The 12,832-nt window shown below is 67.1% G+C and carries 9 protein-coding genes; 7 read left to right on the top strand and 2 right to left on the bottom strand.

The window, feature by feature from the left end; all coding sequences use genetic code 11:
- Positions 1–8: 8 nt before the first annotated feature.
- Both EAH73_RS15235 and EAH73_RS15230 read right to left on the bottom strand, forming a co-directional pair.
- Positions 9–659 (bottom strand): OmpA family protein, encoded by a 651-nt coding sequence (locus EAH73_RS15235; RefSeq protein ID WP_140468039.1) that lies wholly within the window; start codon positions 657–659, stop codon positions 9–11.
- Between the two features lie 53 nt (positions 660–712).
- Positions 713–3,307 carry a bifunctional UDP-N-acetylmuramoyl-tripeptide:D-alanyl-D-alanine ligase/alanine racemase gene (locus EAH73_RS15230; RefSeq protein ID WP_240047273.1) on the bottom strand — a complete coding sequence of 865 codons (2,595 nt, stop codon included), beginning with the start codon at positions 3,305–3,307 and terminating at the stop codon, positions 713–715.
- 239 nt (positions 3,308–3,546) lie between these two features.
- On the opposite strand from EAH73_RS15230, the gene EAH73_RS15225 reads away from it, so the two are divergent.
- The 7 genes from EAH73_RS15225 to EAH73_RS15195 all read left to right on the top strand — a co-directional run bounded on the left by EAH73_RS15225 (position 3,547) and on the right by EAH73_RS15195 (position 12,791).
- On the top strand, positions 3,547–4,995 hold the full coding sequence (locus EAH73_RS15225) for a M16 family metallopeptidase (RefSeq protein ID WP_140468037.1): 1,449 nt from the start codon (positions 3,547–3,549) through the stop codon (positions 4,993–4,995).
- A gap of 23 nt (positions 4,996–5,018) precedes the next feature.
- The gene (locus EAH73_RS15220) at positions 5,019–6,524 is read left to right on the top strand and encodes a M16 family metallopeptidase (RefSeq protein WP_140468035.1); all 1,506 of its coding nucleotides are present in this window, start codon (positions 5,019–5,021) and stop codon (positions 6,522–6,524) included.
- A gap of 125 nt (positions 6,525–6,649) precedes the next feature.
- On the top strand, positions 6,650–7,579 hold the full coding sequence (locus EAH73_RS15215; protein WP_140468033.1) for a hydrogen peroxide-inducible genes activator: 930 nt from the start codon (positions 6,650–6,652) through the stop codon (positions 7,577–7,579).
- Between the two features lie 44 nt (positions 7,580–7,623).
- The gene (locus EAH73_RS15210) at positions 7,624–8,475 is read left to right on the top strand and encodes an alpha/beta hydrolase (RefSeq protein WP_140468031.1); all 852 of its coding nucleotides are present in this window, start codon (positions 7,624–7,626) and stop codon (positions 8,473–8,475) included.
- Positions 8,476–8,654: 179 nt separating this feature from the next.
- Entirely contained in the window at positions 8,655–10,319 is a 1,665-nt protein-coding gene (locus EAH73_RS15205) for an ArnT family glycosyltransferase (protein WP_140468029.1), read from the top strand.
- A gap of 118 nt (positions 10,320–10,437) precedes the next feature.
- Entirely contained in the window at positions 10,438–11,319 is an 882-nt protein-coding gene (locus EAH73_RS15200; protein WP_140468027.1) for a lysylphosphatidylglycerol synthase transmembrane domain-containing protein, read from the top strand.
- 77 nt (positions 11,320–11,396) lie between these two features.
- Positions 11,397–12,791: a sensor histidine kinase gene (locus tag EAH73_RS15195; RefSeq protein ID WP_140468025.1), complete on the top strand. Its 1,395-nt coding sequence runs from the start codon at positions 11,397–11,399 to the stop codon at positions 12,789–12,791.
- Positions 12,792–12,832: the final 41 nt, after the last annotated feature.

Genomic DNA, 12,832 nt, shown 5'->3' with positions numbered 1-12,832 from the left:
CGGTTACCCTAGCGGGTGCGCACGGCAATTTCCACGCGGCGGTTTTCCTGGCGGCCGGCGGCGGTGGCGTTGGTGGCCGCGGGCTCCGCTTCGCCCATGGGCTCCACGCTCAAGCGGGCAGCGGCGATTTTACCGTTCGAAACGAGGTAGGTTTTCACGGCTTCGGCGCGCTCTTCGCTCAGGGCTTTGTTGTAGCCCTTGGTGCCGCGGGCGTCGGCGTAACCCATGATGCGCACTTCGCTTTTAGGAAAGCGCTGGCCGATGGAACCCGTGATTTGGTCCAGGGCCTTGGCGGCACTGGGCTTGATGGCGGCCTTGTCGGTATCGAAAAGCACGGTTTCGTCCACCGTGTACACGTCGTAGTCGCCGTCGCCGCGCACGGTGATGCCGGGCAGGTTCACTTCGGCAAATTTCACGTCCTTGAGCTTGTCCTTGCTCACCGTCCAGGCGTTGCTGATGGCCGCGCCAGCCGATGCTACAGCGCCCTTGGCCGCGTCCACGGCCTTGGCGCCCAGCGTATCGGCAGTTTCACCGGTGCGGGCCACTACGGCCGTGTCGGCGGTGGCGTCGGCGAGGGTTTCTTTGGTTTCAGAGGTTTTGGTTTCGCAGCTGGCAAGCAATACGCTGGCAGCAACGAGGGAAAGGAACGGCTTGTACATGGTATTTCAGTAAATGAATGTTGCCATACGCAGTTTGGGGCCCTGGCGTTGGCTTATTCCGATACGAACACCCGCTTCACCCGCTCGCTCACGTTGGTGAGGAGCTCGTAGGCAATGGTGCCGATGCGGGCCGCCAGCAGCGGCAGCGGCAGCTCCGCGCCAAACACCACGGCCACGTCGCCGGCCCGCGCCGCGGGGATGTCGGTCACGTCCACCATGCACATGTCCATCGCCACCGAGCCCACCACCGGCGCGCGCTGCCCGTGCACCAGCACCACGCCCGCCCCGTTGCTGAAGCGCCGGTCGTAGCCGTCGGCGTAGCCAATGGCCAGGGTGGCAATGCGCCGGTCGGCGCCGGTGGCCGTGCCCCGGCGGCCGTAGCCCACGGTGGCCCCGGCGGGCAGGGTTTTTATTTGCGAGATGGTGGTGCGCAGCGTGCTCACCGGGCGCAATGCGCTGGCATCCATTCCACTGGCATCGACGCCGTAGAGGCCGATGCCCAGCCGCACCATGTCGAAGTGCGCCTCGGGGAAACGCCGGATGCCAGCCGAGTTCAGCGCGTGCTTCAGCACGGGGTGGCCCAGGGCTTCTTCCAGGGCCCCGGCCATGCGGCCGAACGCGGCCAGCTGCTGGCGGGTGAAGTCGTCGTGGGCGGGGTCGTCGGCGGCGGCCATATGCGTCATGATGCCGGCCACCGGCAGGCGGGCGCGGTGCTGGCGCAGCAGGGCCCCCAGCGCCGGCACGTCGGCCTCCTCGAAACCCAGGCGGCGCATGCCGGTGTCGAGCTTGATGTGAATCGGTGAGTTGGTGAAGGAGTGAGTTGGTGCATCAGCGGCCGGAAAGGTGGCCAGGTAGGCTTCCAGGATTTCGAAGGAGTAGATTTCCGGCTCCAGGCGGTGGCGGCGCAGCAGCTCGAAGGCGTCGGGGGCCGGGTTCATCACCATGATGGGCAGGCCGATGCCGGCCTCGCGCAGGGCGATGCCCTCGTCGGCGTAGGCCACGGCCAGGTAGTCGGCCCGCTGAAATTCGAGCAGGCTGGCCACTTCGTAGGAGCCCGCGCCGTAGGCAAACGCCTTGACCATTACCATCAACTTGGTGCCCGGGCGCAGCTGCTGGCGAAAGTGCTGGAGGTTGTGGGCCAGCGCGTCGAGGTTCACTTCCAGCACTGTGCCGTGCTGCTGGGCCTGCAGCGCCGCCACGATGCGCTCGAAGCCGAAGCGCCGCGCACCCTTCACCAGTATCGTTTCGTGGGCAAAATCGGCCGGGTTGAACTGGGCCAGGAAGGCCTCGGTGGTGGGGTAGAATTCAGTTAAAAGTTGAGAGTTAAAAGTTAAGAGCGTTGGTAGCTCCTCGGTTTCGTTGGGTTTTAACTTTTCCCTTTTAACCTTTAACTCGTTCATCTCCGCGGAAATCTCCGGCCCAATGCCCACCAGGCGCGTGACGCCGTGGGCTTGCGCCAGGGCCCCCACGCGGGCGTAGAGGGCGGGGCCGGTGAGGCCCGATTCGAGCACGTCGCTGAGGATGAGGGTGCGGCGGCCGGGGCGGGCCTGGCGGCCGAGCGCGGCCAGGGCCAGGGCCAGGCCGGCGAGGTCGTTATTATAGGTGTCGTCGAGCAGGTAGCTATCGTGGCGGCCCTGCTTCATTTCCAGGCGCATGGCCACGGGCTGGAGGCGGGCCAGGCGGCGCTGGATTTCGGCCGGCGCCACGCCGCGGGCTAGCAGCACGGCCAGGCAGTGCAGGGCATTCTCGACGGAGGGCTCGTCGGCAAAGGGCAGCACGAAATCGGCCCGGGGCCCCAGCTCGCCGGCGCGGGCCTTCACGGCGGTGCCGTCCGCGCCGGTCGGCGCCACCCGGAAGCGCAGGGCCGCACCGGGCGCGTCGTGGCGCGTCCAGCCGAAGCCGGGCAGGCCCAGGGCGGCCACGGCTTCGCGCACGGGGCCCTGGTCGGCGCAGTAGTAGAGGCGGCGGAAGCCGGGGCCCTCGAACAGGCGCAGCTTCTCGCGCAGCTTCTCGGCTTCGGAGGCAAAGCCGGCGTCGTGGGCCGTGCCGAGGGTGGTGAAAATGCCCTCGGTGGGCTGGATGATGGCGGCCAGTTTCGCCATTTCGCCCACCTCCGAAATGCCGGCTTCGAACAGGCCCAGCGTGTGCCGCTCGGGGCTCAACTCCCACACGCTCAGCGGCACGCCCACCTGCGAGTTGTAGGAACGCGGCGAGCGGCAGATGACCTCGTCGGGCCCCAGCAGCTGGGCCAGCCACTCCTTCACAATGGTTTTGCCGTTCGAGCCGGTGATTGCCCACACGGGGCCCCCGAACTGCTGGCGGTGCGCCGCGGCCAGCGCTTGCAGGGCCCCCAGCGGGCTCGGCACGGCCACGATGCCGGCGCCCGGGTAGGCGGCCAGGCTGCCGGGCAGCGTGGCACCGTCCGCCACCACAAACAGGCGCACGCCCTGGGCGTAGGCCTGCGGCAGGTAGCGGTGGCCGTCGTGGCTGGGGCCCCGCAGGGCGAAGAACAGGGCCCCCGCGGGCGGACCGGCGCGGCGGCTGTCGAGCAGCAGGTGGCGCACGGCGGCGGCCGGGTCGGCGGGGGCTTGCAGCAAGTGGCCGCGCAGCAGGGCCGGCAAATCAGCGAAGAGCAAGGGAGGTAGCACGGGGCAAAGGTCGGGGCCCCGGCGGATGTAGCGCGGGCTTGGCAAGTCCGTGGCGAGCGCGGCGAGCAGCACGATTGAACGGGCGGGGCAGTACCCGCGGCGCTCGGCGCGGACGCGCAGAGTCGGCGCTACACCGGGCAGGGCAACCTTTTGTGGGACAGTAGCATCTAGGGGATAAGGATTTGCCTTAATATTGCGTTTCCTAGATTCATTTTCCTTTCACCTTCTTTTTCTGCTAGATGAAACACGCTTTATTGTTACGCCGGGGCCTGGGCTGCGCCCTGGGGGCCCTGGCCCTGGGCGCGTGCAGCCCCAAAACCGCGGCCGTGGTGACGACCGCTCCGGCTGCGGCCACCGCAGCCGCCGCGCCGGTGGCCGCCGCGGCGCCGGCCGGCCCGGCGTTCCAGATTCCGGTGGAGTACTACACTTTGCCGAACGGGCTGCGGGTGGTGCTCTCGCCCGACCACACGGCGCCCACGGCCACCGTGGCCGCCTACTACGCGGTGGGCTTCCGCACCGAGCCGCGCAACCGCACGGGCTTCGCGCATTTGTTTGAGCACCTGATGTTTCAGGGCTCGCAGAACCTGGGCAAGGCCGAGTTTATCGGGCTCATTCAGAAGAACGGCGGCAGCATGAACGGCTCCACGCGCTTCGACTTCACGAACTACTTCGAGGTGGTGCCGAGCAATAAGCTCGAAACGATTCTGTGGGCCGAGGCCGACCGGATGCGGGGCCTGGCCATCAACCAAAGCAACCTCACCAACCAGCAGGGCGTGGTGAAAAGCGAGGTGCGCGTGAACGTGCTCAACCAGCCCTACGGCGGCTTCCCGTGGCTCGACATGCCCCAGAAGGCCAACAAGAACTGGAACAACGCCCACAACTTCTACGGCGACCTAAAAGACCTGGACGCGGCCAACCTGGCCGACACCAAGGACTTCTTCAAAACCTACTACGCCCCCAACAACGCCGTGCTGGCCGTGGTGGGCGACTTTGAGCCGGCCGAGGCCAAGGCCTGGATTACCAAGTACTACGGCAACATTCCGAGCGCCACGCCGCCCCCCAAGCCCGACCTGGCCGAGCCGCGCCAGGAAGCCGAGCAGCGCTTCACGAAGGACGACAAGCTGGCCGCCAAGCCGGCGCTGGCCTTCGCCTACCACATGCCCGAGCGCAACACGCCCGAGTACTACGCCATGATTTTGCTGGACCAAATCCTGCTGCAGGGCAACGACAGCCGCCTCTACCAGGCCCTGGTGCAGAAGCGCGGCTACTCCGACGGCGTGGGCGGCGGCATCAACAACGACCTGGGCAACCAGTTCAACTACGCGGGGCCCATGCTGTGGATGGGCAGCCTGGTGTACGACCCCGCCGTGCAGGCCGACTCGGTGGTGCGCGTGCTCGACCGCGAAGTTAACCGCCTCACCAGCACGGGCATCGACCAGGCCACGCTGGACCTGGCGGTGGTGAAGATGCGCTCGTCGTTTTACGACCAGGTGAGCGGCTCCGACAACTTCGGGCGGGCCGATTTGCTGGCCGCCTTCGCCTTGTTCGACAACGACCCGGCGCGCATCAACAAGCTGGAGAGCGAGTTCCGCAAGGTGACGCCCGCGCTGCTGCAAAAAACCGCGCGGGAATACTTGCGCCCCACCAACCGCACCCTGCTCATCGTCAACCCGCTGGCCAAGAGCTAGCCCATCCTGCTTTCCATACCATTATGAACAAGCTAACCATTGGGCTGCTCGCCACCGCGCTGGGGGCCCTGGCCGCGCCCGCCCAGGCCCAGGCGCCGGCCAAAAAAGCCGCGGCTCACCCCGTCAAGAAAACCACCGCCAAGGCCACTACCCGCACCGGCGGCGTGGCCAACGCCGTGGCCGCCCAGGCCCCCACGGCCCCCAAGGAGGCCCCGCCCGTGGGCAGCGCCCCGCGCGATTTTGCCCTGCCCGCCAAGGAGGAATTCACCCTCGACAACGGCCTGCAAGCCCGCCTGGTGCCCTACGGCCAGGTGCCCAAGGTGACGATGATGGTGGCCGTGCAGGCCGGCAACGTGCACGAGGGCCCCGACGAAGTGTACATCGCCGACCTGCTGGCCAAGCTCCTGAACGAGGGCACGGCCACGCTCTCGGCCACCCAGCTCGCCGAAAAAGTGGCCGGCATGGGCGGCTCGCTCAGCATCTCGGCCGGCTCCGACCAAACCTACCTCTGGGCCTCGTGCCTGTCGGAGTACGCGCCCCAGCTGGCCGCGCTGCTCGCCGACATTGTGCAGCACCCCGCCCTGCCGGCCAGCGAAGTGGCGCGCCTCAAAACCGACATGAAGCGCCAAGCCAACCTCTCGCGCTCGTACCCCAGCACCCAGGCGCACCAGAAATTCACGGCCGCCATCTACGGCGACCACCCCTACGGCCGGCCCATCCCCACCGATGCGCAGCTCGACGCCCTGACGCTGGCGCAGGTGCAGAACTTCTACAAGAACCAGTTTGGGGCCCAGCGCACCAGCGTGTACGTGGCCGGCAAGTTTGATGCGCCCGCCCTGCGCCAGGCCCTCACCGCCGCCTGGGGCCCCTGGGCCAAGGGCCCCGCGCCGCACATTGAGGCGGCCAAGCCCCTCACCAAGGCCCAGGTGCTGACCCAGGACCGGCCCAGCGCGCCGCAATCGACGCTTGTGGTCGGCCTGCCGGCGGCCGACCCCACCAGCCCCGACTACATCCGGCTGCGGGTGATGAACTCGCTGCTCGGCGGCTCGTTCGGCTCGCGCATCACCCGCAACATCCGCGAGGACAAGGGCTACACGTACTCGCCCTACAGCTCGGTGGCCACCCACTACCACACCGGCGACTGGAGCGAGAGCGCCGACGTGACGACCAAGGACACGTACAATTCGCTGCACGAAATCGTGAACGAAATCGAGCGGCTCCAGAAAACGCCGCCCTCGGCCGACGAGCTCAAGGGCATTCAGAACTTCGAGAGCGGCATGTTTGTGCTGCGCAACTCCAACCCCGGCGGCATCATCAGCCAGCTGAACACCTTGGACTTGCAGGGCCTGCCCGATACCTTCCTCACCGAGCAGGTGAAAAACATCAACGCCGTGACGCCCGCGCAGGTGAGCGCCACCGCCCGCCAGTATATCCGCCCCGAGGCCATGACCATCGTAGTGGTGGGCGACCAGAAAGTGGTGGCCCCGCAAATCAAGAAGTTTCAGGATTCGCTGAAAAAGCCGCTGTAGGGCCCCCGGGCCAACTGCGTTTGCGCAAGGGCCGTTCCAGTTGCTGGGGCGGCCCTTTGCGTTGCCACACATAAGCAAAATCTTCTTTTTTGAACATCAGCATAAGCAAGCCTTATCTTTGCCCCATGAACCTGCAACAGCTCACCTACCTCGTGGCCCTCGATACGCACCGCAGCTTCGGGCTGGCGGCTGAAAAAAGCTTCGTGACCCAGCCCGCCCTCAGCGTGCAAGTGCAGAAGCTGGAGGACGAGTTGGGCGTGCTGCTGTTCGACCGCAACAAGAAGGGCGCCGAGCCCACCGCGGTGGGCATGAAGGTGATAGCCCAGGCCCGGCAGGTGCTGCGCGAGGCCCAGCAGCTGCGCGAACTGGTGCAGGTGGAGAAGGGCGAAATGGTGGGCGAGCTGCGGCTGGGCGTCATCCCCACGCTGGCGCCGTACCTGGTGCCGCGCTTTTTGGTGGGCCTCACCACGGCCTACCCGCAGCTGCAGGTGCGGGTGGAGGAGCTGCGTTCGGAGGAAATTATGGTGCAGCTCAAGGACCACCGCCTCGACGTGGGCCTGCTCGTGACGCCCCTCGACGACCGCCAGCTGCGCGAGCTGCCCGTGCTGGAGGAGCCGTTCCTGACCTACGTTTCGGCCAACCACCAATTGGCCGGCAAGGCCCAAATCGAAGCCGCCGACCTCAAGGCCCCCGGCATGTGGCTGATGCAGCAGGGCCACTGCTTCCGCCACCAGGTGCTGAACCTGTGCGCCGCCACCACCGACCCCGCCGCCCACGTGACCTACGAGAGCGGCTCCATTGAAACGCTGATGGAGCTGGTGCGCCGCCACCAGGGCTACACGCTGGTGCCCGAGCTGGCCGTGCTCGAAGAAGTAGACACAAACCCGCTGGTGAAGCGCTTCGTCGACCCGCAGCCCGTGCGCGAGGTGAGCCTGGTGGTGCACCACGGCTTCGTGCGCGTACCCCTGCTCACGGCCCTGCGCCAGCTTATCCTCGAGAGCGTGCCCGAACGCTTGTGGGCCGGCCAATCGGGCGCCAAAGTGCGCTGGCGCTAGGGGCCCGTAGCGTGGGCAGGCACTATCTCCCTTAATCTTGGGGCATGATTACTTTCCGTACTGTGCTCCGCGCGCTCCTGCCGGGCTTGTTTTTATTGGCCGCGCACGCCCTGCGGGCCCAAACCCTGGGGGCCCTAGCAGAGCCGTTGGCCATCGGCCAAACGTTCACCCTGCCCTCCAAGGTGCTGGGCGAAACCCGCCGCATCAACGTGTACTTGCCGCCGGGCTACGCCGATTCGGCCGCCCTGCGCCTGCCCGTGCTGTACATGCCCGACGGCGGCGTGCAGGAAGATTTCCTGCACGTGGCGGGCCTGGTGCAGGTGTCGGTGGGCAACGGCACCATGCGGCCGTTCATTTTGGTGGGCATCGAGAACACGGCGCGCCGCCGCGACCTGACGGGCCCCACCACCAACCCCGACGACAAAAAGATTGCGCCCCGCGTGGGCGGCTCGGCCGCATTCCGGCAGTTCATCCGCACCGAGCTGATGCCGGCCATCAAGCAGCGCTACCGCACCACGGCCGAAACGGCCATCGTGGGCGAGTCGCTGGCCGGGCTGTTCGTGGTCGAAACCCTGCTGCTGGAGCCCGACTTGTTCAGCACCTACCTCGCCTTCGACCCCAGCCTGTGGTGGAACAACGCGCAGCTGGTGGCCCAGGCCGGGGCCCTGCGCCGCGCCCACCCTGGCCCGCCCAAAACCCTGTACCTGGCCACCAGCAACGAGAAGGAGATTGTGGCCGACACCGAGCGCCTCACCAAAGCCTTGGGGGCCCCCGACGGCCGCGCCCTCATTTGGCACTACGACCCCATGCCGCTCGAAACCCACGGCACCATCTACCACCCCGCGGCCCTCAAAGGGTTCCGCCTGGTGTTTAAGCCGCCGGCCGCCAAGCACTAGGGCCCCAGGCTGTAGCGCGGACTTTGTAGTTCGCGGCGCTCGCTTCGTCCTGCCGACGATCGGGCAGCGACCGGGCAGCGCCGCGGACTACAACCGAAGGTCAGCGTAGCTAAAGTCCGCGCTACAACAGCGCTACTGCCCGGCGCCGTAGTTTTGCGGTTTACCGTTCCCCTGCCCGCATGTCGTCGTTTACCCTGTGGTTTCAGCAGCGCCCGTGGGCGCTGATGGTGCTGTGCCTGCTGGCGCTGGGCCCGGCGCTATTCATCCACCTGGGGCTGCTGCCGCTGCAAGTGGACGAGCCCATTAGGGCCCTGGTAACGCTGGAGCTGAAGGACTCGGGCAACTACTTCGTGTCCACGCTGCAAGGCGTGTACTATTACAATAAGCCGCCGCTGTATAACTGGCTGCTGCTGGGGCTGTTCAATATCACCGGGAGCCAGTCGGAGCTGGTGGTGCGGCTGCCCACGGTGCTCTCGCTGCTGGGCTACGCGGCCACCTTGTTTGTGGTGGTGCGGCGGTATTTGGGGCCCCGGCTGGGGTTTGTGGCGGCGTTTGCGTTCATCACCTGCGGGCGGATGCTGTTTTGGGATTCTTTCCAGGGCCTCATCGACACGCTGCACGCCTGGATCACCTACCTGGGCTTTGCGGCCGTGTTCTACTTCGCCGAAAAGGGGCAATGGCGGCGGCTGTTTGCCATTACCTACGCCCTCACGGCGGTGGGCTTCATGCTGAAAGGGCTGCCGTCCATTGCGTTTCAGGGCATTACGCTGGTGGTGTTTTGCTGGTATTCGAAGAACTTCAAGCGGCTGTTTTCGGGGGCCCATTTCCTGGGCATCGGGGTGTTCGTGGCCATCGTGGGCAGCTACTTTCTGGTGTACAGCCGCTACAACTCGCTGCACGACTACTTCTACACCCTCTGGGACCAGTCGAGCCAGCGCACGGTGGCCGAGCAGCCGCTCTTCAAGTCCATCAAGCACGTGCTCACCTACCCGTTCGATTTCCTGGGCTGGTTTGCGCCCTGGACCCTGCTGGTGGTGTGCCTGGTGCGCCGCGGCTGGTGGCAAACCATTCAGGCCCACCCGTTTCTGAAGTTCAACGCCTTCATTTTCCTGGCCCTGACGCCGATTTTCTGGCTCTCGCCGGCCACCATTCCGCGCTACTTGTTCCCGCTCATCCCGCTGCTCATCACGGTGATGATCTACTTCTACGACCACTACCAAGCCCAGGGCCCCTGGCAAAACCGGGTGGTGGACGGCGTGCTGCTGTTCGTGCTCTCGGTGGTGGCGCTGGCGCTGCTCGCGCCGCCGTTCATCCCGCACATCGCCGACGTGCCGGGCCTGTTGCCGAAAACGGCGCTCGTGTTTGGGGCCCTGGTAGCGCTAGCGTACCTCTACTACACGCTGCCGGCGCAGCGGCTGGTGGTGCTGTGCGCCTACCTGCTGTGCCTGCGGGTGGGCTTCAACTTATTTGTGCTGCCGGCGCGCTACAAAACCAACGACATCGTGCCCTACCGCGCGGCCAGCATCCGGGTGGGCCAAATCACGAAGGGTCAGCCCCTGTATGTGTACAAGGATTCGCGCCTCGACAACGACGAAGCTTTCTACATCACCCGCGAACGGGGCGCCATCACCCGCGCCCTGCCCGCGCCCACCGATATGGGAGCCTACTATCTGGCCGAGGATTGCTACCTAGAAGGCCGCCGCTACCGCCAGTTTTTCGACTTCGTAATTGACCGCCAGATCCACCTCAACCTCGTCAAGTTCGACGACGCCGAGCCCGCCCCCGGCCAGGGGCCCCAGAACTGCCCGCCCGCTGATTACCTCGACCCAACCTACCACCGCTAGGATGCTGTAGCACGGGCTTTGTAGTCCGGGGCCCTCGCTTCGTCCTGCCGATTGCCGTGTAGCGACCGGGTAGCGACGCGGACTACAAAGTCCGCGCTACACCCTCAAACCGTTCCAAATGCCCCTCCTCGCCCACCGTCCGAAGCTGCGCAGCGCCCTGGTGCTGCTTGCCAAGCTGGCATTTGTGGTGGGGGCGTTTTACTTCGTTTTCCAGCACATTAGCCTGGCCGATGTGCGGCGGGTGCTGGCCACGGCGCGGCCGGGGTGGCTGGCACTGGCGGCGGGGCTGTTTGCGCTGTCGAAGTGGCTGTCGGCGCGGCGGCTGAACTACTTTTTTCGGGCCATCGGCGTGCCGCTGACGGAAGGCGAAAACCTGCGCCTGTACTGGCTGGGCATGTACTACAACCTGTTTTTGCCCGGCGGCATCGGCGGCGACGGCTACAAGGTGTACCTGCTACGCCAGCGCTTCCCCGGCAAAACCACGGCCCTGGTGCGCGCCCTGCTCCTCGACCGGGTGAGCGGCGTGCTGGCCCTGGGCGTGCTGGCGGGCGTGCTCTTTGCCTTCGTGCCGGCCGTACCGCTGCCCTGGCGGCTGGCGGTGCTGGCGGGCGTGCCGGTGGGCGTGGCGGCCAGCTACTGGGCCAGCGGCCGGTTTTTCCCCGAGTTCCAGCCGCTGTTTGGGCGGGCGGGGTGGCTGGGCCTGGGCGTGCAGGGGGCCCAGGTGCTGTGCGCGTGGGCCATTCTGGCGGGCACCGGCACCAGCACCCAAGTAATTGACTACCTGGTGGTATTCCTCGTGTCGTCGGTGGTGGCGGTGCTGCCGCTCACGGTGGGCGGCATCGGGGCCCGGGAGGTTACCTTCGTGCTGGGGGCCCAGGTGCTGCACCTCGACGCGGCCGTGTCGGTCACGGTCAGCCTCACGTTCTACCTCATCACGGCGGCCGTGGCGCTGCCCGGGGCGGTGTTCAGCTTCAAAGGCGCCGCTGCCCCGGCGCCGTAGCGAGTTAGGGCCCAGCTTCAACCCGGGGGCCCTCTTTCTTGTTGAGTGGTGATGCCCCGCCTTTAACCTTTCCTGCCATGCCCACGCCCCTCACCGCCGCCGAACTGTCCACCGTCACGGCCTTTGCCGGGCTGCCCGACGACACCCTGGCCTGGCTGCTGGCCCACGGCGAAGACCGCCACTACGGCCCCGACGAAACCGTGGTGCAGGCCGGCGACGCGGCCCAGTACATGATGGCGGTGGTGGCGGGCGGCATCCAGTTCTACTTCGAGCGCAGCGGCCACGCCGAGCCCGTGTTTCGCATCGAGGCGGGGCAGGTGAGCGGGGTGCTGCCCTACTCGCGGCTGCGCACCATCAACGGCCGGGGCGTGGCCGTGGGCGAAACGCGCATCTTGCTGCTGCACCGCGACTTATTCCCCGAACTGGAGCGCACCAGCCCCGACCTAATTCAGCGCCTGGTGGGCCTGATGAGCGACCGGGTGCGCGACCAAACCCGCAGCCAGGAGCGCGACGAGAAGCTGCGCGCCCTGGGCAAGCTCTCGGCTGGCCTGGCCCATGAGCTCAACAACCCCGCCGCCGCCATCAGCCGGGCCGCCGCCACGCTGGGGGCCCGGCTCACGGCCCAGCCCGAGCTGCTCTCGGCCCTGGCCAGCCACTGCCCCGCCCCCGAGGCCCTGCACGCCCTCACGCTGCTGGCCCACCCGCAGCCCGCGGCCGCCGGGGCCCCGGCCACGTCGGCGCTGGACCGGGCCGACCAGGAAGACGAGCTGGCCGATTGGCTCGAGACGCAGGCCGTGCCCGACGGCTCGGCGCTGGCCAGCACCCTGCTCGCCGCCGGCCTGGGGGCCCCCGCCCTCGCAGAAGTGGCGGCGCTGCTGCCACCCGCCGCCCGCCCCGCCGCCTTCGCCTGGCTCGAAGGGCAGCTGAGCACCCAAGGGCTACTGCGCGACGTGCAGGAGGCCAGCAGCCGCATCAGCACGCTGGTGGACAACGTGAAAACGTACTCGCACATGGACCGCGGCGGCGACTTCGCGCCCCTCGACGTGGCGGCCGGGCTCGAGAGCACGCTCAACATTTTTGGCTACCAGCTGCGGGCCAAAAACATCCGCCTCACCCGCGAGTACGCCCCCGGCCTGCCCCAGGTGCGCGGCCAAGTCAGCAGCCTCAACCAGGTGTGGACCAACCTCATCGACAACGCCGTGGACGCGCTGCCCCCCGGCGGCGGCCTTACCTTGCGCACCCGCCTGGCGCCGGGCTTCGTGCAAGTTTGCGTGGCCGACGACGGACCCGGCATTCCGGCTGACGTGCTGCCTCACATCTTCGAGCCCTTCTACACCACCAAGCAGGCCGGCGAAGGCACCGGCCTGGGCCTCGACATTGCCCAGCGCATCGTGCAAAACCACGGCGGCCGGCTCGAAGTCACGTCGGGGCCCCAGGGCACCGAATTTTGCGCCTGGTTGCCGGTGGCGTAGCCGTTTCTCTTCTATTGCCTTATTCTTTCCGGCCGGCAATG

This window comes from Hymenobacter nivis (assembly GCF_006439025.1).
GTDB classification, from domain to species: domain Bacteria; phylum Bacteroidota; class Bacteroidia; order Cytophagales; family Hymenobacteraceae; genus Hymenobacter; species Hymenobacter nivis_A.
The sequence above is the reverse complement of the archived record's forward strand: the minus strand, read 5'-3'. Positions and strand labels throughout refer to the sequence as shown.

Excerpts from the sequence above, each read along its gene's own strand:
- EAH73_RS15200 (WP_140468027.1), top strand. The coding sequence starts at position 10,438 with ATGCCCCTCCTCGCCCACCGTCCGAAGCTGCGCAGCGCCCTGGTGCTG.
- EAH73_RS15195 (WP_140468025.1), top strand. The coding sequence starts at position 11,397 with ATGCCCACGCCCCTCACCGCCGCCGAACTGTCCACCGTCACGGCCTTT.
- EAH73_RS15210 (WP_140468031.1), top strand. The coding sequence starts at position 7,624 with ATGATTACTTTCCGTACTGTGCTCCGCGCGCTCCTGCCGGGCTTGTTT.
- EAH73_RS15205 (WP_140468029.1), top strand. The coding sequence starts at position 8,655 with ATGTCGTCGTTTACCCTGTGGTTTCAGCAGCGCCCGTGGGCGCTGATG.
- EAH73_RS15215 (WP_140468033.1), top strand. The coding sequence starts at position 6,650 with ATGAACCTGCAACAGCTCACCTACCTCGTGGCCCTCGATACGCACCGC.
- EAH73_RS15235 (WP_140468039.1), bottom strand. The coding sequence starts at position 659 with ATGTACAAGCCGTTCCTTTCCCTCGTTGCTGCCAGCGTATTGCTTGCC.
- EAH73_RS15220 (WP_140468035.1), top strand. The coding sequence starts at position 5,019 with ATGAACAAGCTAACCATTGGGCTGCTCGCCACCGCGCTGGGGGCCCTG.
- EAH73_RS15225 (WP_140468037.1), top strand. The coding sequence starts at position 3,547 with ATGAAACACGCTTTATTGTTACGCCGGGGCCTGGGCTGCGCCCTGGGG.